This is a genomic window from Candidatus Acidianus copahuensis, assembly GCF_000632495.1.
Classification (GTDB): domain Archaea; phylum Thermoproteota; class Thermoprotei_A; order Sulfolobales; family Sulfolobaceae; genus Acidianus; species Acidianus copahuensis.
Window position 1 is genome coordinate 18,121 of record NZ_JFZT01000066.1, and the last position, 24,027, is coordinate 42,147.

Sequence of the window (24,027 nt, forward strand, 5' to 3'; positions counted from 1 at the left end):
TCTGGGGGAATAAGATTTTTTATTATATATTTAGTTTTTTTCTAAATCTCTACTAAATTCCTCGAGCTTGGTCTCTTTAAAGTGTACTCTATATTGTTATATCAATGCTATATATAAAGTACGTGTTTACATTCCTTTCATTAAAACGACTAAGGACATATTTTTAAACTACTGATGAATAAAAACCTAATGGAACCGAAGAAGTACATAGTGGTTGCAACCATTGGGTTCACAATTGACTTTGTAATGAGGAGAGTATCCGACCTTGGAAGAGAGAATGTATCAAGAATAATCGCGGTGTCTCTAGATATAGGTGACGAAAGTGCAAGGAAAAGGGTTGAGGGAACGTTTAACGTGATTTCTAGGTTCCTCCTAGGAATGAACATACAGCCAGGACTTCAATTTATACAAAGCGGAAAGTCTGCGATATCTAGTTGTAGGAAAATTCTTGAAAATGCAGTTTCTCTATCTGGAAACGAAGGGATAGTTGACCTTTTTCTTACCGGTGGATCGAGAGTTCTAGTAACTTCCATGCTAATCTCCGCTTTAACATTGGAAAGGAATCTAGCAAAGAAGGTTCAAATAACAAGTTATGGAGAATCGTTCGATACGAAATTTATAATGAACGTAGGACAAATAAGCGCTTTTATAAGCCTTGGCGAGACTCATAGGCAGATCCTTGAAGAAATTAAGAAAATAGGAAAAGAAGATTTTTCTCCATCTGATATAATACAGAAACTAGGTATACCTAAAAGTACATTTTACAAGAAATTAGATGAGTTAAGAGAGTCAGGTCTTATCACTAGAACTAATGGAAGGTGGGTTATAGCGGAGGGAATACTTGATATACTTTAGTCTGTTCGAGAAAAATAATACTTATATTGTAAGGAAATCTCAAATTTAACCTTTATTCTGATTTATCCGTCATAATATCACTACTCGTGGTTATATTTTAGAGGGAGATCTAGGAAAGATTCACGCCAAAATCTCTCCCTTGAAGGAAGTAATTGAGATGGAGTGAATTACTTAAACCTTTTGGTACTAACTTCCTTTCATCCTTCATGTGATCTCCCTATCACTATAAGAACTCCTTTTTGTGAACGTTTTTAATTCCACCAGAAATAACGGCTCGTATTACACAAGTTTACTGTTTATTGTTTTAATCCACTAAATTTTCTTCAATCCCTCTTAGCTATGCCCAGAGGGTGTTTAAGATCGGTTATAAACTTTCTATATGGGACATCTATCCTACCCTCACGTTGGGTCTTCCTAATCCCTAACTCTCATACTGATAAAGGACGTTAGTCCGCTAAAAAGCTAGAATAATAAATCTGGCCAAAAGCTATCCCACCATCACCTGCAGGAATCCTTTTAGGAGTTAGTACTTCAATTCCTTCGGAGTTTTCTTCAATTCCTTTTAATATATATTCGTTTACGGATGCACCTCCCGATAAAAATATTTTCTCTGGATTTACTTTAAGAGCTAATTTGACTAGAGATTCTCCAAGTCTATACTGGATTGTATAAGCTAGATCCTTCACGTTAAACTTATCCCTCTCCTCGATTAGCCATTTAAAAGCTTCATTCGTAACTATCTCCTCTCCATTTGTTTTGAAGGAGAAATCTAGCAATTTCCCTCCATAGCTCGAGGCTTCTAGCTTAATAGCAGGTTCCCCTTCGTACGTTCTTTCTTTGCATATGCCTAAAAAGGCTGATACAGAATCCAAGAACCTACCGACACTAGATGTTAAAAGTCCTTTTTTCTTAGTAGCGTTCTCTAAAAACTTTAATTCGATATCATTCAATCCAACAAATTTTCTTATCTCCTCCCAATTCATAAAAGTCGATAGGAAGAGAGCTAACATTCTCTCAGGCTTTTTAGCGTTTATATCTCCCCCAACGTAAGGTATGTATTGGAGATGGGATATTCTTTCATACTTTTCTTTATCAAAAGCAATGATCTCTCCTCCCCAAGCATTACCATCATCCCCAAAGCCCATACCATCTATAGCTATTCCTACTCCATTTTCGTAACCGTGATCCGCTGCAACGCTTAATATGTGAGCATAATGATGTTGAACTCTTATTAGATCCGCCCCATATTCCCTCGCCATCCTTTCAGCCATAATAGAGCTTTGATAAGCTGGATTCTTATCTGCAACTACAATTTTAGGATTTAACGAGTAAGCCTTAATGAAGTAGTCTAAGTATTTCAAAAGGTCGTTTAACGTATCTACTTCGTCTGTATCTCCAATGTATTGTGTTAGTACTACCTTATTGTCAAATCCTATTCCTCCAGCGTTCTGTAGTTCTGCCCCTACTGCAATTACGTCTTTGATTAACTTTTTCCGAATTTTTATCCATAGAGGAGCGTATCCCCTACTTCTCCTTAAAAGGAAAGTTCTGTTCCTAGATATTCTAATTACACTATCGTCGACTCTATTTACTATTTTCCTATTATAATAAAGAACGTAGTCTACTACTTGACTAAGTTTTTCCCTGACGCAGTCCTCATTTACACACATAGGAGAGCCATGTCTATTCCCACTGGTCATTACCAGCATGTGTTTTGGGAACGCCTCTAATAAAAGAAAATGTAATGGAGTATAAAATAGAAAGAAACCTTCTCTATCTAGATTAGGTGATACGTATTTAGAGAGATCGTAACCTTCCTTTCTCTTCATGAGGAGAACAATTGGTCTTTCATGGGAAGTTAATAACCCCTCTTCTTTTTCACTGATAAAGGCTCTCCTCCTTATCTCGTCAATGCTAATTGCCATGATCGCAAAGGGTTTTTCTGGTCTTTTTTTCCTCTCCCTAAGCCTCAGTACCGCATCATCATTAAACGGATTGACTGCTATGTGAAAACCTCCAATTCCTTTAATGGCTACTATATAACCTTCCGAAATTAGTTTAGCTGTTGTAATGATTGGATCTCCTTCCACTCTCTCTCCACGAATTGTTTCGAGGAAAAGTTTAGGCCCACAAGTTGGACAACTTATTCCTTGAGCGTCAAATCTTCTCTCATCATTTGGATCTTTGTACTCAAGCGAACATTGTTCGCATAGCGGAAAATCGTTCATAGAAGTGTTTTCCCTATCGTATGGTATAGAATATAAGAAAGAAAACCTAGGCCCACAGTAAGCACAACTATTAAACGCATACCTATATCTTCTATTAGACGAATCCAGGATCTCTTTAAGGCAGTCGTCACATATAGCTATATCTGGAGGGATCTGACTAGGTTCCTTCATTGAGTATCCGCTTTTAAAAATGAAAAAGTTCTTAAAACCTTCTACTTCTTCCTCTAGGACTTTTATTTCCTCTATCTTTGCTGGTTTTGGCATTTTGGTGAAAAGGAGTTCAAAGAACTTTCCGATTTCCAGATTATTTCCTTCAATCCTTACTTCGACTTCACTCCCTCCTAAATTTTTAACATATCCCTTGACCCCAGATTTTACTGCAATTCTATATATAAACGGTCTGAAGCCGACACCTTGAACTAGACCTGAGAGAAATAGCCTGTATGAGGTCAAAATCTTTCCCCTAAGATATTTATGCCTATAGATAAAAAAGCGTGGCTAATGTTCTTTTTTAAAGGCTGTTTGTTTTCTTATTATCGAATAGTTTAAAGAGTTCTCCTTTAAAATTAATTATATAGTAACTTCTTTCAGGTTCTACTTTGCGATTTTAACAAGGGTATAATCTCTTATGATCCAAGTCTTTACACTTACATTTTTAAAGAGAACGTCTATGTCAACCAGATCTTCTATTGGCTTAAAGTTAGACAACGATTCTATTACTATTTTCTTTCCATTCAAATCCTCAATTTTAGTTTGATGTGCCTTAGTATTTAATTGATAAATATATCGAAGGGAATATTTATCAAAAAATCATGGATTTGAATAGAATAGACTAGTAACTACTTCGTCCGTCTTTACTTTAACGCTGCCTTTGTATTCGATAATTTTGCCAACGTAATCTTCTACATTAGGATCTATTGGAAATTCAAAGAAATTAACGTTATATTCGTTAGCTAAACTTCTTACTCCATTCATTTCACCAAAAGGTCTAACAATTTCTCCATTACAGTCAAAGTAAGCCATATTTACTATAAGCGATGGCTTAACTCTTTTTTCATTGACTAGATATTTTATTAAATATTCAACCACCTTTGTTGAGATTTTTGAAGGAGTAGTTACTACTATTGGGAAATATTTTGAAATTCTTTCTAAAACTAAAATTTCGTCTCCCATACCAGGGGGTAAATCAAAAATAACGTTTTTAGAACTCTTTATATTAGCGTAAGCAATCAAGCCTTCCATAACTTTGCCTTGGTTAATCCCTGGCAGAAGGACGTAATTATCCCTTACTACTCCACTCAGGCTAAATACCCCTAAATTACCGAAAGAAAATGGTTCTATACCGTTTTTCGTCACCTCGTGTAGTCTTCCTTCAAGCCCGAAAAGCTTTGACATTGCCATTGTATGTATATCTAAGTCCACAATAGAGGTATTTTCCCTTTGTGAAAGAGTGAACGCAAGTAAGGAGGAGATTACACTTTTCCCTACTCCTCCTTTGGCGCTCATTACAGCTATTACTCTTTTTCCTTCAAGTTTTTCCTTAGCTAGTTGTCTTAACGGCTCCACTTTCCTTCACCAGTATTTCATCTATAGTTATATCTTCGGCTTGAGCTATAACGTCGTGAGACCCACATTTAGGACATCTAATAAATGATGGGGCAAGGGCAGGCATTAGATGTAAAGGATATTCCTCTCCAAATTCTTCCCTCACTCCTTGTAATTGATCGCTGACTTCATTGATAGTAAATGTATATCCGCAATTTCTACACTTAAAAGTTGGATCCTTAATTTTTACTTCTAGTTCCGCATTACTCAGCCCGCTATCCTTCTTCATTTCGTTAAATGCATCCTTTAATATGTCCAAATCAAGAAATGAAAAAGAAGGAATACCTATTGTAACTTTTAAGACCTCTTTATCTCCAGCCCAGCTCATTACAGTTCTGATTATCGAATATGCTACAGACCACTCATGCATAAGAAATGATAAATTCTGTATATAAAAAATCTATTTTATACCTAATAGAGTTAGGGGAAGAAAACCACACCAAGAGGAGGAGTTCTTAGAGATAGTATATAAACTATTTTTAGATAATCAATTCATCATAAAATAAAGAAAACTTAAGCTACTTATTGAGGAATCAAAATTTTTTGTATACGAATTTACGATAACTCTCTTTTTAATACTGTTAATTAACTTGAACCTTAATTTATCTGAGAGGAGAATTTAAGTCTAGTATGTAGTGTAAAGACGAGAACATGTCCTTTAAGATCTCTAGAAGGGACTTTCTTAAGCTTACACTTACTGCAACAATGGCTTCCGCTCCAGCATGGGATAAAGCTATTGCAAAAGCTGTTAGCTTAATAAAGAACGGTGATGTAAACATAGTTTGGTTTGAAGCCCAGGCATGCGAAGGTAACACTACTGCGATTATACAAGCTACAGATCCAACTGTCGTTCAAGTCCTTTTTGGAGCGAGTCCCTTGATAGGTCCAGGAAGCGTTAAAGTTTCTTTTTGGCCAAGTCTAATGCCTCAACAAGGCGAACAAGCAATAGATGTATTAAACGATATAATTGCAGGAAAATACAACCCTTATGTGCTCGTCTTAGAGGGAAGTTTTCCAGATGAAGCTACAGCCAAGCAGTATAATCCTAACGGTTTTTGGGGAAAACTAGGACCGAAAACCCTCAATGAATGGGTAGCTCAGCTGTTACCAAATGCTGTAGCTGTTTTAAGCGTAGGGAATTGTGCGTCATATGGAGGGCTAATAGGTGACAAAGTGTATCAACCACCTCCTAAATTCATAACTCCAAGCTGGTCTCCTTCTACAACTGGGGCTGTTGGCTTTTTCGATGACCCTTTAAGGGGATATAAAGGCCTTCTAAGCAGGTTCTATGAGGACAACTACTTAAATGCAAAAAGTGGTGCGTCCCCATTTTACACTTTCGTAAAAAACCCTAATTCAAATCTAGATATCACACCTTCTCCTTCTGCATCTATAAAGCCAGCCATTGCTGTACCTGGATGTCCAGCAAACGGAAATGGGATAATGAGGACTTTAGCTAACTTAGTACTATGGGCAGGAGGTTTAGCTCCCTTACCAGATCTAGATCAGTATTGGAGGCCGAATTACTTTTTTAGGTACACTGTTCATGAACAATGCCCAAGGGCAGCTTGGTACGCAGCAGGTGAATTTAGAACTCAAGCTGGGCAGCCCAATGCTGCTTGCTTGTTTGAAGTTGGATGTAAAGGACCGGTATCTAATTGCCCATGGAATAAATTTGGATGGGTCGGAGGAGTTGGCGGACCTACTAGAACCGGGGCTGTATGTATAGGTTGTACAATGCCTGGTTTTTCAGATCTTTATGAACCTTTCTATAAGCCGTTACAAGTGCCAACTCCTTCCTCAACGTTAACTACTGCAGGTTTAATAGGTGCTGGAGTTGTATTAGGCGCGCTTGGTGCTTTTGCTGAAAAGAAACTTGTGAAGAGGCAAGGAATTAAGAAGTGATGATAATGCAACTATTTTTAGGTCCATATCAAGTAGGAAACTCCCTATATCCATTAGCTTTAGACCTGTTTATTCCTACTATATTTTTCTTCTTCTTCGGATCGGCTTATAGGGTTGGAAGATATCTTATGACTTATAAAAAGCCATTTGTAGCTGTCCCTATAGCGAGTCAAGAGGTAGTTAGGGGCAAGATTTCCTCAATAGAAAGAGTGAAATCCCTAGTTGACACTTTCTCTAATTCAAGTAAAGTAGGATTAAAGAGGAAACCTGTAACCACTACTGCCGGTCTTTTAATGCACCTAGGCCTAGTAGTTATGATATTTTTGCTAGCCCAGCACATGGTATTCTGGGCTTATTATTTACCACCATATAGAGTTCTCTTTCCTTTAGCTATTCCAGAGAGTTCAACCGATGGCTTACTTTCTTTAACAATGTCTACATTTCCTAGAACTCCTACTCCTTACCCGTTTGTTCACGATATATGGGGGCCATTAACTGTTATATTAAATGGACAATACATAAGTTTCCTTTTACTCGTACTTTTAGGAATATATTTAGGTCATAAATTTCATGCGTTTGCGGATGGCTTGTCATTAAGGGCTGGAGACTGGTGGTTTTTCTTGTTACTATACGTTGATATAGTCTTAGGTTTACTTGCAACGTCTCATATACCAAACAATGTTGTATGGTATGATAATCTTCTTGGTGGTCATATCTTATTAGCTGAGATTATAATCGCAACGCTACCTTTCACCAGAGGGTTTCACATGTTCGAGTTTTATCTAGGCAAAATAAGAGAATGGTACTTCATGCTATATAGAAGAGGCGAGAAGTAATGGAGGCTATAAACAGTTCTGTGAATTTAGATGCTTTAAATAAGGCAATTGATGAGGTCTTCTATGGGGAAATAGATTCAACCATACTATATTATTTACAGTCATGCGTTAACTGTAAGGCGTGTGAAGCGGCATGTCCTTTTACTCCAACCTCTCTGAAGTACTCTCCTGTAAATAAGGCTGAAGTCTCAAGAGAGCTTTATCGTTACAGATTTACAGTGTGGGGAAGAACAGTAGGCAGATTTGTAGGAGGTAGCAAAAAGTACCTCTCTTTAAGCGAAGCTGAAACTATGTTTGACTATAATTGGCATTGCACTAATTGTGGGGCTTGTATGTTTGTTTGTCCAATGGGTATAGATAGTGGAGCGCTAATAAATTTGATGAAGGAAGCTGCCTTTAAGGCAGGAATGGTTCCAAAGGTGTATTCTGATATAGCTAATCTGGAAGTATCTGGTAATTATTGGGAAATTGATGTGTTCAGACAAGCTTGGAACTCTTTAATCTCTAAAATGAAAGAAGCTGTAGGAGAAGTTCCACTAGATAAGAAGGGTAGTGAAATTCTATTTTACGCTAGCTTATATGAAGCCTTTGTTTATCCAGAAGTTCTAATTAATGTTGCAAAAATACTCACTAAGCTTAAAAAGGATTGGACGTTCATGTCAAAACCCTTGGGTGTAAGGCCTCCCATAGGAATGGTACTAGGGGATAAAGATGGCGCACTAAATGTGATGAAAAGGGTCTATAATTACTTTACAGATATTTCTCCAAAATACATTGTAATGACAGCAGGAGGATTTGAGTATCTCTCATTAAAGTATACAATGCACGAAACTTTTAAGGTAAAGCCAAAATATCAGGTAGTTCACATAACTGAATTTCTAGCTAAATTATATACAGAGGGTGAATTCGAGATAGAACCTATTGACAAAGTTATCACTTGGCATGACCCCTGTCAGCTAGGAAGAAGAGGAGGAGTGTATGAGGCTCCAAGAATTTTACTAAAGGCATTATCAAAGAAATTTAAGGAATTGCCTAGCCATGGAGTGAATAGCTTCTGTTGTAGCAGGGGAGGAGGAGGATGTGGAGTTCCAACTCTTGTCGAAAATTTAGCTAAGATGTTAAATATTTCTATATCTCAAGAAGATAAGAAATTCCTAGATAACACTCTTTTACCTTTAATAAATGCTGGTGAAATTAAGGCTGACGAAGTAAAGAAGATAAAAGCCAAGGAAGTTGCTACTGGTTGTCCAGTATGTATAGAAAGCATTGAGTTTAGCCTAAATTATTATCACGTTGATTCAGACGTTTTACACATTATTAACCTGCTTACAGATAATATAAAGGTGAGAAATAAATGAAAAATTATAGTTCGTTACAAGTCATATTCCTTTTTTATATATTTAAATTTGTTTTAAGAATTATATATTAAGGTGAGAAAATGTCCTCAAATCAAAATCAAATAAAACTAGTCGTAGATCCTGTAACTAGAGTAGCAGGTCATTTAGGTTTAACAGCATCTGTTAATACCGATACAAGGCAAGTGATTAACGATGATGCCTATACTTACGTAACAATGTTCAGGGGTTTTGAAGTATTTCTAAGAGGAAGAGAACCACCAGACGCTGTTCATATAACGTCTAGAAGCTGTGGAGTGTGTGGAGCTGCCCATGCTAATGCATCGGTTAGAGCTAATGATATGGCTTTAGGCGCAGTTCCATATCCCCTAGGTCAATCATTAAGAAACATGGCTTATGCTATGACAGATATGATTTATGATCATTCAATAATACTTAACGTATTAGAGGGACCTGACTTCTCAGCTCAAGTTATACAACAATATTATCCAACATGGTGGGCTACAGCACAACAGACTAAGGCAGAATATACTGACATTCATGGGTTCTCCACTATAGCTGACATAATGACTGCGCTAAATCCATTCTCAGGATCCCTGTGGGTAAACGCTGTAAAAGCGCAGATCTTAGCTAGGGAAGCGGGAGTACTAATTTACGGTAGGCATTCTCATCCACCAATGCTAATACCTGGAGGTATCGGTACGGACCTTTCTGTAGGCGAATCGCTCTTTTCCGAGTATATGTATAGGTTAACTTCTTTAACTGCCTGGGTAAAAGTCATAATTTCTTCTTGGATGGACTTAGCTAATTTTCTCATAGAGAACTTCGATTATGAACTTCAAGGATTGACATATGAAAATCCAACATACATTTCTTCCTATGGATATGAAAGCCCTGTTCTTTACAGTGAATTAGGAGAAAGCGATAGTGAAATTTATGGAAATTATGATAATCTTTCACAGAACGCCAGTGAAGGACCTCAGTCAATCTTTAGACCCGCAATAGTAAGAAATGGTGAACTTTTAAGTAAGAGTTTCATAGACCTAAACGTCGGTCAACTAGAGTTTGTAAATTCATCATATTACCGCGATTGGGCCAAAATTACTTCCCCATTTTCTGAAACTGATCCCATTGGAAACAAGTTAGCTTGGGGTCTAACCGCAGAGGATGGGACTCCACTCTACATGTACCATCCTTGGAATAAAACAACCATACCTAACCCACAAGGACAAAACTTTATGGATAAGTATAGCTGGGATGCTGAACCTAGATTGGTTTGGAAAGATGGAACTATTTGGGCGTACGAAACTGGACCTTGGGCAAGACTTCATGCAGTAGCTCACTTCCATCCTAGTAGTCCAATAGTTAAAAACGGAAAAATACACATAACCCTACCTGCAATAAATAGTATACCTTCATGGTTACCTTCTGGGTCGATGCCGGAGTGGACTGTTGAATGGGATCCTCCAAACCATTCTACTACGCTATCTAGGATATTAGGGAGAGCCGTAGATATGGCAGCTGCTATATTTGCAGCGTGGGACAATTTGCAGTATGGTCTAGAGGTTTTCATGAAGAATCAGACAAGTCCTAAGACTTCAAGACCTTGGAAACAACCATCATTTTCCTTAGGAGTTGGGCAATATGAAGTTCCTAGAGGAACTAGTAGACATTGGATGGTTAATAAGAACTATTCCATAGCCAATTATCAGTATCAAGCCCCCACAACAGCTAATGTAAGTCCTAGGGATAACAATTGTCAAGGTAGTTGGTGTATCAATGGACAGGCAATAGGACCGTTTGAGATGTCAGTTATTAACACTAAGGTTATGGAAGAGGTTCCACCTAGTCAATGGGTAGGTTACGATTTCCTTAGAGCTATAAGGAGTTTTGATCCATGCCTAGTATGTGCTGCTCATTTCGAGATAAAAGGAAAAGTAAATAGAACGCTAGATCATGTAATTACGCCGGTGTGTAACTCTTGACATCATTAAGGATAAGAAAAAACGAGATACCAGAAGGATCAATGGTGGAGTACTTTTTCCCTGATGGAAAACCGTGGGAAAGGAAACCAGTTCTTTTGGTTAACTATAAAAATCAAATCTATGCTCTAGAAGCGTTATGTACACATGAAGGCTTTTCTTTAGAGGATGGGTTCATAACTGATGATGGTAAAATAGTTTGCATATGGCACGGTTCTATTTTTGACATAAAATCAGGAAAAGTTGTGGATGGACCTGCAAGAAGGAACTTGAAAATTTATAAGGTTGAACAAAAAGATGAGGAGGTAATGATTAGTGAGTGAACTAACAGCTTCTGGCTTTACTGGCGTTTTTACAGTTAGAATTTTCTCTGATCCTGATCTCTACGCTTTTGCTGGAAGACTGGCAGGTTTAGGCTATTCCGTAGCTCAAATCAGGATAAGTGGAACCAGCGGTTACATATACTTACCTCTAGAAGGTGGTTCTTTCGCAAAAAAGAACTTTGCTGAAATTTATTATCAGCCTAGGTCTTTTACAGTGGTCTCAGAAGATTTTGGAAACTTTCAATTGTCATCAGGGGAATTAGTTAGGGCAATAAAGGAAAGTGGAACTTCAGGTTTAGATTACGCTGAGTTAACAGTAAATTTCGAGAGAACAATTTCTCTTCCTAAGATATCCATGGATAGTTGGGACTTTAGAGGGATTATAATGAGTAGAAATAAGGTCAATTCTAAATCATATGAGCAAATATCAGTCTCAAGGATAAACGACGAACTTTCAAGGTATGCTATAACATTGTACTTAAGAGACGAATATGAGATAGTCGCTAATGTAATTTCTCAATTAAGGAGTAAAATGGATGAAAGTAGAGACCTCATGGAAAAATATATTCTCTGGCTTTTTAAACCAGAAAAAAATAATATACTAGGTGATTAAATGGACTTACCTAAAGAAATAGAGATACTTTTCAGAGAGAATTCCGAACTTGCAAAGAAATTGTCTGAGGAGATTTCGAAGTTAACTCCAAAAGTTATAGAGAAGACCGGACTAGAAAGGATTAAGATCATGAACTTTTGTGGTACCCATGAGTGGACTACAACGCATTATGGAATAAGGTCATTGATGCCTGAAGAAGTTGAGTTAATTGCAGGACCTGGATGTCCAGTTTGCGTAACTCCTTCAAGCGATATAAAGAATATGATAAAATTAGCTATGGATGGATATGTGGTATATACCTTTGGTGACGCTTATAAATTACCTACAGTTAGTCATTATAAGGAGGGTATAGGAAGTTTAGCCTCAGCAAAGGCGTCTGGCGCAGACGTTAGGATAGTTTATAGCTTCGTTGATGCTATAGAGGACGCAAAAACTCACGGAAAACCTTCAGTGTTCTTTGGCCTTGGATTTGAAACTACTGCTCCTAGTTACGCTGTGCTTTTCAAAAAAGAAGTGATTCCTAAAAACCTAATGTTTTACTCTTCATTAAAATTAACAGCTCCTGCTGCAATTTATGCCATAAAAATTCATAAAATGAGCAAAAGATCTCCTGTATCTGGAGTTATTGGCCCTGGTCATGTCTCAACTATAGTGGGCTCGAAGGGATGGGACTTTTTCCCGGAAGAATTTGGGATACCAGCTGTTGTTTCAGGATTTGAACCTGTTGATATATTAACTGCGGTGTTAACAATATTAAAAGATCTATACACAGGGAAGGCAAAGTTAACTGACTTGGAGTATAAACGCGTTGTCACTAGGGATGGTAATATATACGCACAAGATGCTGTGAGAGAAATTTTTAGAACTACTGACACTATCTGGAGAGGGATAGGAAATATACCTAACAGTGGACTAGATCTAAGAGATCCGTTCAAGGAATTTAACGCAAAACTTCAACTTAACATCAAGGAAAATCCTTGGGATTACGATCTTCCTCCTGGATGTAAATGTAACGAGGTTACCTTGGGTACTGCATATCCAACAGATTGTCCTTTATTCATGAAGGCCTGCACTCCATCAAGACCTTGGGGTCCATGCATGGTTTCATTGGAGGGATCATGCGCAGTATGGGCAAGATTTGGTTCGTCTCAAAGAGTATTAAATCTAATGAAAGAGGTGAGGGAATAATGTGTTGGGCTGTTCCAGCTAAAGTTATCTCTATAGAGTCAGACCTTATAGCTACTGTAGACCTTGGGGGGAATACAATCAAAAAAGTTGCTGTTGGCGTCGATAACGTTAGGTTAGGAGATTTTGTCATGGTTCATGCCGGAGTAATTATATCAAAGCTTAGTAAGGAGGAAGTAATAGAAAACATAAAGTTCATAGCTGAACAAATAAGAGAAGTATCAGAAATCACAGGAGAAGATCCTGAAAAGACAGTAAAAGAATACACAGATTCCATGTATAAACTTTTAGGACAACTAGATGAGAAAAATGGATAAAATAACAATAGCTCATGGAAATGGAGGAAAGGAAACTCAGCAGCTATTACAGAGATATCTCTTCTCTAAATTACCTGAGGAACTAAAGAGGACACCAGGTGGAGTAGGAATAGATTACCCTGACGATGGAGCATTAGTTAGTAACCTGGTTATCTCTACGGATTCTCACACGGTTAATCCTTACTTCTTCCCGGGCGGGAGTATTGGGAAACTAGCGGTTTCAGGGACTTTAAATGACGTGATAATGATGGGAGGAAGACCTACGGCGATCTTAGATTCGATAATAGTCTCCGAAGGATTTCCATTACCGAGTTTAGACAAAATTATTGATGATATGATCTCTGTTTTAAGGGAATATAAAATTCCATTAATCGGAGGAGACTTTAAGGTAATACCGAGCGATTCAATGAAAGGTATTGTAATAAATACAGTAGGATTAGGAATCTCAAAAAGACCTATTGTGGATAAGATTAGACCTGGAGACTCTATAATAGTCACGGGACCTATAGGAACACATGGTGCAGTAATAGCAGCGTTGCAATACGGAATAGGTACTTCCTTAGAAAGTGATGCAAAACCATTGATGAAACTCTTAGATTTGTTTGAAAAGTTTGATCAAGACATACATGCAGCTAGAGATCCTACGAGGGGAGGGTTAGCAGCCACGTTAAACGAGTGGGCTCAACTTTCAGGGGAAATGATAGTCGTAGAAGAAAAGAAAATTCCGGTTTTAGAGGAAGTAAAGTCAATTTCGTCTATGACTGGAATTGATCCTCTAAGCCTAGCAAGCGAAGGAGTAGGAGTAATAGCTTTACCCTCTGAAAAGGAAAATGAAGTTTTAGAGGAACTAAACAAATTAGGTTTTACTCCAGCAGTTATAGGCAGGGTATTAAATCCTAAGGACATCGAAAATAACAGCTTAGTAATTCTGAGGACTTTAGCTGGAGGAACAAGGATTTTAGAAATGCCTGTAGGAGATATTGTACCTAGAATTTGTTAGGTGATTAGATGAGTTCAATCATTGATGTAATTTTAGAGTTATTTACCATAAAAGACATAGTTAGGAAAGAAATACAAAAACCATTAAATGAAGAGATTCTGGATATAATCTATGATATAAATCCAAGTAAAAAAGAGGCAAACATAGACGAGATCTTGAAGTCATATAATGCGAAAGACATGTTAGAACTCGTTAACAAAATCAAGGATAGTATGGTGAAGAAATGAAGGTATTAATAGGCTTCATTCCATTTTTCGGTACTCCAGACGGGCAAGTTATAGAGAAGGTTTATGATATTTGGAAAGAAAAGGAAAAAGTAGTAGATCTAGAGACTGATCCTATAGATGCTGCAGAGATTGTAAAGAACTTTAAGCCAGAAAATGTTCTACTAGTTGGAAGCAGTAGGTATGTGCCAGAGGGGATAACTGAAAAGGAATTTGTATTAGAATCAAAAGATCCTTGGGAAATGCTCGAGCTTATTAGACCTGGTCTTGATGGTAGATATTATGTTGAGGATATAGCTTATGGAATTCTAATTTTTGCGGGCTACCCTGTTGTGCACGCGTTGTACTATAAGGGAAACTATTCAGATAATGCAATTGAGACTCTAAGTAGAAAAGTTGAGGAGAAAAGGAATTGGCTGTCAAGGTAATAGGTATAGGTAATAGATTATATGGAGATGATGCAATCGGATCTTTGGTAGCAGAATGTCTAAACTTTTACGATGCTGAAGCTAATGGATTTCAGGCATTGTCGTTTATTAAGAAGGAGGATATTATCTTCTTTATTGACGCCATGTTGATGGATGAGGATTACGGTTTATTCAAAATAGACGTTAATAAGGAATACGAAGTTGATATTTCTGATCCTCATAGACTATCTCCAGTTCAAGTCATATTTCTAGCAAAAAGATCTGGAGAACTTCCTAGCGAAGCTTATATTCTCGCTATTAAACCAGAGAGAGTAGACTGGCCAGGGCTCTCAGAGAGGGTCATACAAAGAGCTGAGGGTCTATTTACAAAATATAGAGAGTTTTTAAGTAAATACGGAATAGAAGTTAATCCTAAACAACTTAAGTCTTGTCTAAAAAGTAAGGAGAAGATAACGTGGACTTAGTCTAAGTTTTTTAACCAATAGTCTTAAAGTAACATGTATGGACTATTGTACAGCATTTAAGGAAGTACTAAAAAACAATATCGTGTGGATCGAGGCGCAATCCTGCTCTGGGGAGACGGTTATGATGTTAAAGGAGGGTTGTGAGGGTATTGATGAGCTTTTCTTTCATTCTTCTCCAGTGAAGTTTATTTCGATTGCTACAGAAGAAAAGGCTGGTAAGGAAATGTTAGATGATATACTTTCTCAAGATCATTACTTGCTTGTAGTAGAAGGAGCGATACCTAAGGAGGATAAGATATGCAATTTTGCAGGAATGACGTGTAGGGAAATTTTAGAAAAACTTTCAAAGAAAGCTATTAGCATAGTTGCTGTAGGTTCTTGTGCTGTTAATGGAGGAGTTATTAGAGAGTTAGGAGACCTTGGTGTAAAGGAATTCGTAAATGACAAGAAAATATACGAGGTACCAGGCTGTCCAGCATCAGATAAAATGATGATCGCCATGTTATATTCTGCACTTAAGGAGAGCGAAAAGTAATGAAAGATATATCTCTAGATCCTATAAGCAGGATTGAGGGGCATCTAGGAGTTAAGGTAAAGTACGATCACGGAGAATACGTTGATGCTAGAGTAGAAGTTACAATGTTTAGGGGATTTGAAAACCTGCTTCTTGGAAAAGAACCTCAAACAGCAATAAACTTAGCTGGGAAAATATGTGGAGTGTGTGGGGCTACTCATACCTTGGTGGCAACTGAGGCAATGGAAATGGCTTCTGGGGTTTATCCAAGCGAAAAGGTAATAGCTTTTAGAAATATAGCATACTCGTTAGCTGATGTAATGTATAATAACCTAGTTGTTTCCTTCCTTTTTCAAGGAATAGACTACTCAACAGAAATATTGAAAGAGAAATCTCCAAAGGATTACGAAAGAGGAAAAGACACATCTTGTCAATTCAAGGATATTCATGGATATAACAAGATATCTGACATAATGGATAACCTCTATTTCGGAAAGGAGATATACAAGGAAGCTTTTAAGTTGCAGACGAACTTAAGAGACTTAGCTACGCTAATATGGCTTAGATATCCACAGCCTCTGAGCTTAAGACCAGGTACATTAAGTATCAGGGATGAGTCAGCCCCACAAAAGATTAAAGAATTCCTTAAAGGAGATAAGATTATACAAAAGTTGCTTTACATAATGGCAGATCTTAGAGATTTCTATACAGGTTTCTACAAGGATATTGAGGAAGACTTTGTAAGTTACGGATTACTGGAGAGCTCTGATTATAACGCTGACTATGAGAATATGGATGACTGGGGCAAAAAGAGGCTTTTTCCTCCGGCCATCATAAGAGGAAGGGAAATTGTTGAAGACAGACTATCTAAGATTCTATTAGGTATCAGGGTCGACGTAGAAGGAAGACCTTATGAGAATTGGAAACAGGAATATACTCAAGACGAATTAGGAAATGAACTAGATGAGAAACATCCGTGGAATAAGGAGACTAAACTTGGAAACTTGTTAAATACTAATTTTATCCCAACTATTAAGCAGTACTACAACGGTCAAGTGTTTATGCCATCTACAGGAGATTTGGCTAGACTTTACACGATGAGACTACTGAAAGGAAAAGTAAAGGCATTAGGATATGAATGGGAACCTAGAGGAAATAACGTGATTGAAAGAACTTTTGCCCGAGTATTCACTATAGCCTTTCTTAAGGAGTTTTTAGAGGGAGTCGAGATTCCTCAAGGTAATACTGAAGTAATAAGAGGGCAAAGGAACTATAAGTTAGCTGTTGGAGCCCAAGACGCTCCTAGAGGGAGTAACGGTCACTGGGTAATAGTTGATGGAAATAAAGTAAAGAAGTATCAAATAGTAACTCCAAGCGAGAGGAACTTTAGTCCTATGGGAGGACCAGTTGAAAGGTCTATAATACATCAAAGAGTAGATGATGAAAGAGGAATAGAACTACATCCATTGAGGATAGTGAGGAGTTTTGATCCTTGCTCTGCCTGTTCTGTCCATTTAGAGTATAAGGACAAAAGAGTCATGATTCCGGTATAATCTATTTTTAAATTTAAAATTCATGAATATTCGATAATAAAGAAAAAATCGGCTTTTGTAAAGGACTGAATCCATTAAAGGATACAAAACGAATTCATAGCAAACGCTTTTTAAGGAATAGAATGAGAGAAAACTGATGGAAATCCAAGATCTCATATATCAACTATCCAGTAGGGATAAAAATGTAAAACATGAGGCATGGCTTGAAACAGAGAAGATAATTAATTCTGGTAACTTACAACTACTTCTTAATCTATTGTGCTTTACTGATCATGGAACCAGATATAGAGCTTGGAACTTATTACCGAAGTTCCTTGATAGAATAAAAGCTAATGAAGTAAGGGAAAGACTTCCATGTCTCCTAGAAATGTTAAAAGATGAAGATATAAATGTTAGGAGGCTTACGTGGTATAACGTTTTACCTCAAATTTTCCAATTTTTAGATAAGGAGGAACTTAAAAGGATTAGAAAGTATTGCGAGGAAGTAGCATCGGATGATTGGAAGGAACTTTTAGATGAAACATGTAGAGAAATTGAATTATAATATTTTAAAATTTTTATTTTCTACAAAGCGATTTCCTAATTAGTTCTAAGGAGTCTTTTATTTGGAAAACTTTCAAATAGCATAGTCCTGGTATGAGTATGTCGAAAATACGGAAATTAACTTTAATCTTTAAAGTAAACTATGGCGTTGATAGCAATTTCACTTAAATCGACATTTTTATTGTATATCATGCTTTTCCCCTTCTAAAACGCTTGTATATTAAAAAGAACAATTATTAATTTGTTACAGATATGAATTTGTAGACACAAATTGGGAAAAGGTGTAAACACTCCATAAAAACGTGTAGGTTTCCTCACAATCTAATGTTTTTGATAAGGCCTTCAAAGGCGTAGTAGGAGTTTCACTAATGGATAATGATCTTTGTTCAGAACGCGATAAAGTCCAAGAGTTTTATGACAATGACAATAAGTGTCCGTAAGACTCGAACCTTAATTCAGTTAAACGATCATTTGTTTTGCTATGCAGCAGAACTTAAAATTTGAAATAGCTTAGAGAAAATATATAAACTTTAGATTAAGACGACTTATTCATGCTCTATGAGATAGCGTTTTTTATTCATATAATTGGTCTTATAGGTTGGGGCGGAATAACAACAGGAGCTTATTATCTTTTGACCTTAACAAGGCCAAAGGATCTGACGTTCTTATCCGCTTATAGGAAATTAGTTTACTTAGAGATCTTCTCATTAATATCTATGACTATTTCGGGTTTATACATGTGGAAAGTAATTGGATGTCCCTCTTGGACTTATTATGCATTTTTTGTATCCCCTATTCTTGGCGCAGGAGAATATATACATTGGAGATTAACCTACGTGGAAGAAATTGAAAGTTTCTTTTCTAAAATGAGATATTTATCAATCTTCTATACTATTATTGCATTTTTTCTAATTTACGATATGGTTTTTAAGCCAACTATCTAGCGAAATATGCTAACTTTAATTAAATCTATGAATCTAATTATAGGGTGTTTAAGAAAGCAAATAGTCCCATTGCCTCAAGTATAATTATATATTAATACTGTTCACTTAAAACATAAATTCAAATATCTCGGAATTTATCTATAGATATAGTAAACATTAAAAATCTAATAAAAGGTCATCGGATTAAAAGGTTATAAAAGAATTTTATTATTCTAAAAAGGCAAAAATTCCTATAAATCCTATAGAAAAAATTAATACTATTAAATCTCTCCAATGGAAGCCAATAACTTTCAAGCTTGTCCTGGATGAGAATGCCCTAAAACCTTTCAAATCTAAAGCCATAGCCATATTTTTTGATGACTTAGCCATATGGACGAAAGTAGGAATTAATGAAAGGAAAAAGGCATAAATATAAATTAATGGATACAGAAATTGTGGTTTTCCAAAACCTAGACCTCTAAATATCTGAAGTTTGATTGCATTATCAAGTTCTCTAAAGGTTTGTGGAATTACCTTTAAAAACACGGAAAATATTAAGGTCAGCCATAGTGGAACCTTTACTTCAGAAAAAGACCTAAATAGGTCAGAGACAGAAGTGGTTGATATAAAAGTTATTCCAGCAAGTGAAATAGCGATAATAGGATTCTCAATTGACATAATGGTAGCCTTGATTAAACTTCCGGACGTTACAAATTGAGAATATCTCATTAAATGAGAAAACCAGGAAGGCCATACCCATAGAACTAATCCTGTGGAATGAATGGAATTTAGCCAATTCCACAAATACGCTAAAAAGACTGCTACGGCATATATCCCTGAATATCTTACTCTTTCCTTCCCATTAGGCGTAAATAGTAATATCGTCATTAGTACCGATAGTATAGCTATAGAAAGGAAAAGTCCTGCTTTAAGCTCATATGCTCTCAATAATACGAGAAATATTGATATCTCAAAGAAAATCTTTACTAAGGGATTAATCTGATGAAAGGAAGATTTTCCCTTCTTGTATTCCATAGCAGTAGCGATACCATCTAATCCTACTACCTTGGTTAGTAAGTAAACTACAAGAAATATAGTAATAATGAAGAAAATTAAAGGAATGTAGTCTAATAATGCTGTCATTATCTAAATTTTATGTAAAGGGTAATAAATCTTAAAGGAAAACAAAGAGATCTTCAGATAATATTAGCTGATCTTCTCTACTCTAGAGGTAAGGATTTAAGTATTAACAATGGGAAACATGATCCTATCTTAACAGAGATTAAAGAGAGAAAACTTATCAAAACGTCAAAGACCAGATATCTGCACTTAAAAAACAATCATGTATTCCTTATTTGTTCAGCTTTTGTCCTTCTCATGGACGGTACATAAAATAAAAGAGTTCTGTTCTAATCTCTCTATTCTTCTAAGGATCTTTTAGATTTGTCCTACAACTCATATGTATTAAAATATTTAGAAGATTAAAGATGACGTTAAATAGATCAAAGGAGGGATATCGCCATTTTCCTAACCTTAAAATCTGACCTTTGTAGAGTTAAGCAGTTTTGTTCTTCATGAATATGACTTGATGTACATCAAAGATATCATTCAGTAATCTCATATTTAATGAAATTACTCCAGAAAACTGTAATGGAAAAACAAGTTCTGTTTTTCGTCGTATACATAGTAGTTTGAGTAGTTTCGATAAACATTTGTATTATTGTAGAAACTGTAGATTATTATTTCTTTATTTCAATCTGTTTTTATTTTGTAAATTGAATAACCATTGAATAGGATACTATTGAGATAACCCAGAACAAGGCCATAAAAAAGGAATAGTAATTATTAGAAAACCCTGTATACATGAAGAACAAACCATTTATTCCTGCAATTATTATGGAAATAAGGCCTATAATGCTAAACAACCTACCTCTCTCTGGTATAAACATCAATAACGCTATCCCTAAAATACCAAGGATTACCCCTAGCGCTATATGTAACATTAACATTCCCATACTACCTGATGCCATGAAATTCATCATTGATGAAAAATTGAACTGAGGAAATGCTGCGAATAAATTAAGCCACATCCCAACTATAAACTCTATTATTAGGATAATGAGTATTGCAAATACAATTTTTCTTGAATAAATACTTTCCATAGTCTTTAATCAGAATACATATAATAAAGCTTTATCTCTATGAAGGTCGGGGAGTGGAAGACCGAGGGTAGAGAGGGATAGTCTACGTTATTTTCTATAAAAGGAGATAGACAGATAAAATATAAAAAGAGATCAGAAGTAAACCCACCATATCCATCGCATATATCAAACCTCATTTAATTTATAGTTATAAAAAGGATACTCTTACTTTCGTAGAAGACCTTTATCCGCAAAAGTTGTGATGCCTACTTTCATGACTCTTAGATTCCCTCAATGTTTAATTATATGCTTAGTGTTAATCATCTAGGATTCTGGAGTCTCTCCCTTCCTTGGCAAAAGGCAATTGTTAATTATGAAGCAGTAAGATCAACAGAAAGGTCAGGATAATTCCGTCTTGAGATATAGCATACTACCCTCTTTATCGGCTTTCGGTACTCTTTATAGTAAACAGAGTAGACACAAGTTGTATTATGACGTGATGAATATAATGGGAGTATAGTAACCAAAAATTTATGTTCTCCATGTAATCAAAATTGTTCTCTCTTGTCCTAATGAGCAGAACAGGCTTGAACTCACAATGGTACAACTTATGTTTATGTAGAGAACTGTTACTTTTCCCGCTTCTCGTAAAGATCTTCAACTTAGTTGAGTTCATTATTATGAACAAATATTGCTAAAATAAAAATAAAATTTTTCAATTAATCTCTTCTTCCTTAAAATCAATAATTTAATGCATTTCATTTAATTAGAGTCTTCAAACATGAAAGTTTTCAAATGTATAACCTCCTAATAGTAAAGGTTAAGAATAGTTTTCAAAGAATGTTGTTCTTTACTAATTTATTTTTAATGTATATATAACACAAATTTTTATATTTCTTCCTTTTCAAAAAAAGTAATGTCATGGAAATCTAATGGAGAATGGAATAATGTAACTACTTTAGCCTTTATATCTTTTTGTATAGGTATGTTTTTGGAATCTTTTATTTTTGGTCTAGAATCAATAGCAACGAGTTGGTATGTGGTGCCAAAAATCCTTACTAGTGTACTACTTGCATGGGCTCCTCTCTGGCTAATTGTTGGAATCGGCTTTGCAGGACCTCTTTCCGACAGAATAGGAAGGAGACCAACTTTTTGGATAACAATGTCTCTTTATTTTATAGGAGGTATTGGACTAATTTTTTCCTTCAATTATTTTTTAGTCCTCATTTTTACTGCTCTTATGTTGTTTAGCGCTGGTGGAGAGATGAATACAATTATGGTAGCAACGCATGAAATAATGCCTCAAGCGTATAGAAGTAGAGCTATGTTTTTCGAGATAAATTTCATAAACGTTGGTGGTGTAGCTTTAGGAGGGTTAGAACTATTAACTCAATTTTCCTCAATATTAATTCAAAGGCTCGTCCTAGGTTTGGTTATATTGTTTGCTGTTTTAGTCTTAATTTTTACTAGGCTTAGGCTACCTGAGTCAGAAAGATGGATAAGGGCTAAGAATAGAGTAGAGGATGTAAAGGAAAAATTAAATAAGGACACGTTATTTAAACTTTTTGTTACAACAGCAATAGCCTTTTCTAACGCAGCAGGCTTTGGGCTAATCGTTTACGTCTTAGGACCATACTTTTTCTCAAGTTTAACGGGGGAAATAATATTTGTAGCAGATTTAAGTGAATTTTTTGTTGGTCTTTTCATATCATTCTTTGCTGACAAGCTAAGTAGGAAGTCTCTACTTGTCTGGTCAAACGCTGGCATTGTGGTATTTACTCTCATTACATACTTCTTAATTCCAGAATGGGAATCGTTTTTGCCTTTATTTTGGGCTCTCCTTGTTACCATAAATGCTTTTACTGCTATACAATACTTAACTGAAGATACATTTAAAGGAGAGGTATGGTCAACGATAAGGAGAGGAACTTATACGGCAATAGCTAGAGTAGTATCTATAGGTCTCTATATTCCGACGATATTCTTAACGGCTTCACTCAGCTTATCGAATTACGTGCTGTTTAACGTAGGTATATGGGGTATTGGATTAGTAGCGGCGATTTTATGGTATATATATGGGTTTGAAACAAGTAAGTTTACTTCGATAGATGATATAGAGAAGAAAAAACCTAAATTAACCTCTTAATTTGGGTAAGAGATCTATAAATATCTTATTAACAAAAGCAAATGAGTATCTTTTTAAATCAATGATCTAAATAGAAATAGATTGTAGTTTTTTCTGAAAACTACTTGATATTTGAGTAATATTTTCCCTCAGTTCTCTAGTTAGTTCTAATAATTATATAGAGTGGGTCTCTACATTATTTTTAATAAAAGTTTTCACTCACTATAGCGCTATTTATTTTAATGTAGTTCAAGGGTGTAACCAAAACTTAACTATGATGAATTGCCCATAAGGTGTATAAACAAGTTTTTGACATCCTCTTTATGTCAATAGGAGAGTAATCGTAGCTGATTCAATGAAGTGACGTGGCACTCAATTAACAATTAACTTATGTTGACTTCACTGCAATTCCTAGACTAATGGAATTAAGGAATTTTCATAAAGAAAACTTCGCTGTAATGATAGAGGGGAGATTCAGGAAGATGAAGGAGAAAGTCCAAGTCAAAAAGTCGAGGTGGTTCAACATTCAAGTTTCCTTAAGAGATCAAGTTTTAATTTTATTGTAATTTTTCTGAATTATTAGCCAAAACTCTTTTAAGAGTTAAAACATAATATACAGTTATGTCAATGAATTCATATATAGATTTTCTAACTAAAGACAAGAAAAGTGATGAGAAGAGAAACGATCTAACAGAGATAGATCTTATAGCAGAAATTATTAGAAATGTTGAAGATAAATCTGAATCTGTTTTATCCTAGTCTGTCCCAAAATGTGAACTATCCTGACTTCTCAAGTAGATCTTCTTACTATGTTGTCAATATATCGAAAATCTAGTTGGAGCTTTATCTAGGTTCAGCTCTTCCATAAGCTAATGGGCTGAAGTCAGTAGGGTCATAGATCCTTTCAG

General features: G+C 35.9%; 24 protein-coding genes. 19 read left to right on the plus strand and 5 right to left on the minus strand.

All coding sequences use genetic code 11. The features are described from left to right. Nucleotides 1–189 precede the first annotated feature (189 nt). Nucleotides 190–855, plus strand: coding sequence for a helix-turn-helix domain-containing protein (locus CM19_RS12075; RefSeq protein WP_160164889.1), 666 nt, complete (start codon nt 190–192; stop codon nt 853–855). A gap of 446 nt (nt 856–1,301) precedes the next feature. On the opposite strand, the gene hypF is transcribed toward CM19_RS12075, so the two are convergent. The 3 genes from hypF to CM19_RS12090 form a co-directional block, all read right to left on the minus strand. Beyond that, complete coding sequence (gene hypF / locus CM19_RS12080; RefSeq protein WP_048100708.1) at nt 1,302–3,536, minus strand: carbamoyltransferase HypF; 2,235 nt, start codon at nt 3,534–3,536, stop codon at nt 1,302–1,304. A gap of 357 nt (nt 3,537–3,893) precedes the next feature. Next, the gene (locus CM19_RS12085) at nt 3,894–4,649 is read right to left on the minus strand and encodes a P-loop NTPase (RefSeq protein WP_081801293.1); all 756 of its coding nucleotides are present in this window, start codon (nt 4,647–4,649) and stop codon (nt 3,894–3,896) included. After that, nucleotides 4,624–5,058, minus strand: coding sequence for a hydrogenase/urease maturation nickel metallochaperone HypA (locus CM19_RS12090; RefSeq protein ID WP_048100709.1), 435 nt, complete (start codon nt 5,056–5,058; stop codon nt 4,624–4,626). The genes CM19_RS12085 and CM19_RS12090 overlap by 26 nt, the downstream gene beginning before the upstream one ends. 281 nt (nt 5,059–5,339) lie before the next feature. On the opposite strand from CM19_RS12090, the gene CM19_RS12095 reads away from it, so the two are divergent. From CM19_RS12095 to CM19_RS12170, 16 genes are all read left to right on the plus strand, one after another. Then, the gene (locus CM19_RS12095; RefSeq protein ID WP_048100710.1) at nt 5,340–6,593 is read left to right on the plus strand and encodes an NADH-quinone oxidoreductase subunit B family protein; all 1,254 of its coding nucleotides are present in this window, start codon (nt 5,340–5,342) and stop codon (nt 6,591–6,593) included. Between the two features lie 5 nt (nt 6,594–6,598). Next, a complete protein-coding gene (locus CM19_RS12100) occupies nt 6,599–7,429 on the plus strand; it encodes a hypothetical protein (RefSeq protein ID WP_150111452.1) in 831 nt (276 codons plus the stop codon). Continuing rightward, on the plus strand, nt 7,429–8,787 hold the full coding sequence (locus CM19_RS12105; RefSeq protein WP_048100712.1) for a (Fe-S)-binding protein: 1,359 nt from the start codon (nt 7,429–7,431) through the stop codon (nt 8,785–8,787). Before CM19_RS12100 ends, CM19_RS12105 begins: the two co-directional genes overlap by 1 nt. Before the next feature lie 80 nt (nt 8,788–8,867). Then, the gene (locus CM19_RS12110) at nt 8,868–10,769 is read left to right on the plus strand and encodes a nickel-dependent hydrogenase large subunit (protein ID WP_048100713.1); all 1,902 of its coding nucleotides are present in this window, start codon (nt 8,868–8,870) and stop codon (nt 10,767–10,769) included. Further along, on the plus strand, nt 10,766–11,089 hold the full coding sequence (locus CM19_RS12115) for a Rieske (2Fe-2S) protein (protein WP_052349558.1): 324 nt from the start codon (nt 10,766–10,768) through the stop codon (nt 11,087–11,089). The genes CM19_RS12110 and CM19_RS12115 overlap by 4 nt, the downstream gene beginning before the upstream one ends. Next, nucleotides 11,082–11,702 carry a hypothetical protein gene (locus CM19_RS12120; protein ID WP_048100714.1) on the plus strand — a complete coding sequence of 207 codons (621 nt, stop codon included), beginning with the start codon at nt 11,082–11,084 and terminating at the stop codon, nt 11,700–11,702. The genes CM19_RS12115 and CM19_RS12120 overlap by 8 nt, the downstream gene beginning before the upstream one ends. Next, nucleotides 11,703–12,890, plus strand: coding sequence for a hydrogenase formation protein HypD (gene hypD / locus CM19_RS12125; protein WP_048100715.1), 1,188 nt, complete (start codon nt 11,703–11,705; stop codon nt 12,888–12,890). It abuts the gene before it with no gap. Continuing rightward, entirely contained in the window at nt 12,890–13,204 is a 315-nt protein-coding gene (locus CM19_RS12130; protein WP_048100716.1) for a HypC/HybG/HupF family hydrogenase formation chaperone, read from the plus strand. The genes hypD and CM19_RS12130 overlap by 1 nt, the downstream gene beginning before the upstream one ends. Then, nucleotides 13,197–14,204, plus strand: a complete 1,008-nt coding sequence (hypE, locus tag CM19_RS12135) for a hydrogenase expression/formation protein HypE (RefSeq protein ID WP_048100729.1) — start codon at nt 13,197–13,199, stop codon at nt 14,202–14,204. Before CM19_RS12130 ends, hypE begins: the two co-directional genes overlap by 8 nt. An 8-nt stretch (nt 14,205–14,212) precedes the next feature. After that, nucleotides 14,213–14,431: a hypothetical protein gene (locus tag CM19_RS12140; protein WP_048100717.1), complete on the plus strand. Its 219-nt coding sequence runs from the start codon at nt 14,213–14,215 to the stop codon at nt 14,429–14,431. Further along, nucleotides 14,428–14,856, plus strand: a complete 429-nt coding sequence (locus CM19_RS12145; protein ID WP_048100718.1) for a hypothetical protein — start codon at nt 14,428–14,430, stop codon at nt 14,854–14,856. The genes CM19_RS12140 and CM19_RS12145 overlap by 4 nt, the downstream gene beginning before the upstream one ends. Continuing rightward, on the plus strand, nt 14,841–15,320 hold the full coding sequence (locus tag CM19_RS12150; protein WP_048100719.1) for a hydrogenase maturation protease: 480 nt from the start codon (nt 14,841–14,843) through the stop codon (nt 15,318–15,320). Before CM19_RS12145 ends, CM19_RS12150 begins: the two co-directional genes overlap by 16 nt. Before the next feature lie 37 nt (nt 15,321–15,357). Continuing rightward, nucleotides 15,358–15,855 carry an NADH-quinone oxidoreductase subunit B family protein gene (locus tag CM19_RS12155; protein WP_048100720.1) on the plus strand — a complete coding sequence of 166 codons (498 nt, stop codon included), beginning with the start codon at nt 15,358–15,360 and terminating at the stop codon, nt 15,853–15,855. Then, nucleotides 15,855–17,387, plus strand: a complete 1,533-nt coding sequence (locus CM19_RS12160; protein WP_048100721.1) for a nickel-dependent hydrogenase large subunit — start codon at nt 15,855–15,857, stop codon at nt 17,385–17,387. The genes CM19_RS12155 and CM19_RS12160 overlap by 1 nt, the downstream gene beginning before the upstream one ends. 136 nt (nt 17,388–17,523) lie before the next feature. After that, complete coding sequence (locus CM19_RS12165) at nt 17,524–17,931, plus strand: hypothetical protein (RefSeq protein ID WP_048100722.1); 408 nt, start codon at nt 17,524–17,526, stop codon at nt 17,929–17,931. Nucleotides 17,932–18,481: 550 nt separating this feature from the next. Then, nucleotides 18,482–18,874: a hypothetical protein gene (locus CM19_RS12170; RefSeq protein WP_048100723.1), complete on the plus strand. Its 393-nt coding sequence runs from the start codon at nt 18,482–18,484 to the stop codon at nt 18,872–18,874. A gap of 207 nt (nt 18,875–19,081) precedes the next feature. On the opposite strand, the gene CM19_RS12645 is transcribed toward CM19_RS12170, so the two are convergent. Together CM19_RS12645 and CM19_RS12180 are read right to left on the minus strand one after the other, a co-directional pair. Beyond that, nucleotides 19,082–19,996, minus strand: coding sequence for an energy-coupling factor transporter transmembrane component T family protein (locus CM19_RS12645; RefSeq protein ID WP_052349559.1), 915 nt, complete (start codon nt 19,994–19,996; stop codon nt 19,082–19,084). A 620-nt stretch (nt 19,997–20,616) separates the two neighbouring features. Next, nucleotides 20,617–21,015 (minus strand): hypothetical protein, encoded by a 399-nt coding sequence (locus CM19_RS12180; protein ID WP_048100724.1) that lies wholly within the window; start codon nt 21,013–21,015, stop codon nt 20,617–20,619. An 895-nt stretch (nt 21,016–21,910) separates the two neighbouring features. On the opposite strand from CM19_RS12180, the gene CM19_RS12185 reads away from it, so the two are divergent. Together CM19_RS12185 and CM19_RS13160 are read left to right on the plus strand one after the other, a co-directional pair. After that, on the plus strand, nt 21,911–23,140 hold the full coding sequence (locus CM19_RS12185; RefSeq protein ID WP_048100725.1) for an MFS transporter: 1,230 nt from the start codon (nt 21,911–21,913) through the stop codon (nt 23,138–23,140). Nucleotides 23,141–23,740: 600 nt separating this feature from the next. Further along, on the plus strand, nt 23,741–23,878 hold the full coding sequence (locus CM19_RS13160; protein WP_160164890.1) for a hypothetical protein: 138 nt from the start codon (nt 23,741–23,743) through the stop codon (nt 23,876–23,878). Nucleotides 23,879–24,027: the final 149 nt, after the last annotated feature.

What these genes read in the sequence shown, in the direction of transcription:
- CM19_RS12105 (WP_048100712.1), top strand. Translation starts at nt 7,429, where the DNA reads ATGGAGGCTATAAACAGTTCTGTGAATTTAGATGCTTTAAATAAGGCA.
- CM19_RS12100 (WP_150111452.1), top strand. Translation starts at nt 6,599, where the DNA reads ATGCAACTATTTTTAGGTCCATATCAAGTAGGAAACTCCCTATATCCA.
- CM19_RS12140 (WP_048100717.1), top strand. Translation starts at nt 14,213, where the DNA reads ATGAGTTCAATCATTGATGTAATTTTAGAGTTATTTACCATAAAAGAC.
- CM19_RS12180 (WP_048100724.1), bottom strand. Translation starts at nt 21,015, where the DNA reads ATGGAAAGTATTTATTCAAGAAAAATTGTATTTGCAATACTCATTATC.
- CM19_RS12095 (WP_048100710.1), top strand. Translation starts at nt 5,340, where the DNA reads ATGTCCTTTAAGATCTCTAGAAGGGACTTTCTTAAGCTTACACTTACT.
- CM19_RS12170 (WP_048100723.1), top strand. Translation starts at nt 18,482, where the DNA reads ATGCTCTATGAGATAGCGTTTTTTATTCATATAATTGGTCTTATAGGT.
- CM19_RS12130 (WP_048100716.1), top strand. Translation starts at nt 12,890, where the DNA reads ATGTGTTGGGCTGTTCCAGCTAAAGTTATCTCTATAGAGTCAGACCTT.
- CM19_RS12185 (WP_048100725.1), top strand. Translation starts at nt 21,911, where the DNA reads ATGTCATGGAAATCTAATGGAGAATGGAATAATGTAACTACTTTAGCC.
- CM19_RS12160 (WP_048100721.1), top strand. Translation starts at nt 15,855, where the DNA reads ATGAAAGATATATCTCTAGATCCTATAAGCAGGATTGAGGGGCATCTA.
- CM19_RS12110 (WP_048100713.1), top strand. Translation starts at nt 8,868, where the DNA reads ATGTCCTCAAATCAAAATCAAATAAAACTAGTCGTAGATCCTGTAACT.
- hypD (WP_048100715.1), top strand. Translation starts at nt 11,703, where the DNA reads ATGGACTTACCTAAAGAAATAGAGATACTTTTCAGAGAGAATTCCGAA.
- CM19_RS12090 (WP_048100709.1), bottom strand. Translation starts at nt 5,058, where the DNA reads ATGCATGAGTGGTCTGTAGCATATTCGATAATCAGAACTGTAATGAGC.
- CM19_RS12155 (WP_048100720.1), top strand. Translation starts at nt 15,358, where the DNA reads ATGGACTATTGTACAGCATTTAAGGAAGTACTAAAAAACAATATCGTG.
- CM19_RS12645 (WP_052349559.1), bottom strand. Translation starts at nt 19,996, where the DNA reads ATGACAGCATTATTAGACTACATTCCTTTAATTTTCTTCATTATTACT.
- CM19_RS12145 (WP_048100718.1), top strand. Translation starts at nt 14,428, where the DNA reads ATGAAGGTATTAATAGGCTTCATTCCATTTTTCGGTACTCCAGACGGG.
- CM19_RS12165 (WP_048100722.1), top strand. Translation starts at nt 17,524, where the DNA reads ATGGAAATCCAAGATCTCATATATCAACTATCCAGTAGGGATAAAAAT.
- CM19_RS13160 (WP_160164890.1), top strand. Translation starts at nt 23,741, where the DNA reads ATGTCAATGAATTCATATATAGATTTTCTAACTAAAGACAAGAAAAGT.
- CM19_RS12075 (WP_160164889.1), top strand. Translation starts at nt 190, where the DNA reads ATGGAACCGAAGAAGTACATAGTGGTTGCAACCATTGGGTTCACAATT.
- hypE (WP_048100729.1), top strand. Translation starts at nt 13,197, where the DNA reads ATGGATAAAATAACAATAGCTCATGGAAATGGAGGAAAGGAAACTCAG.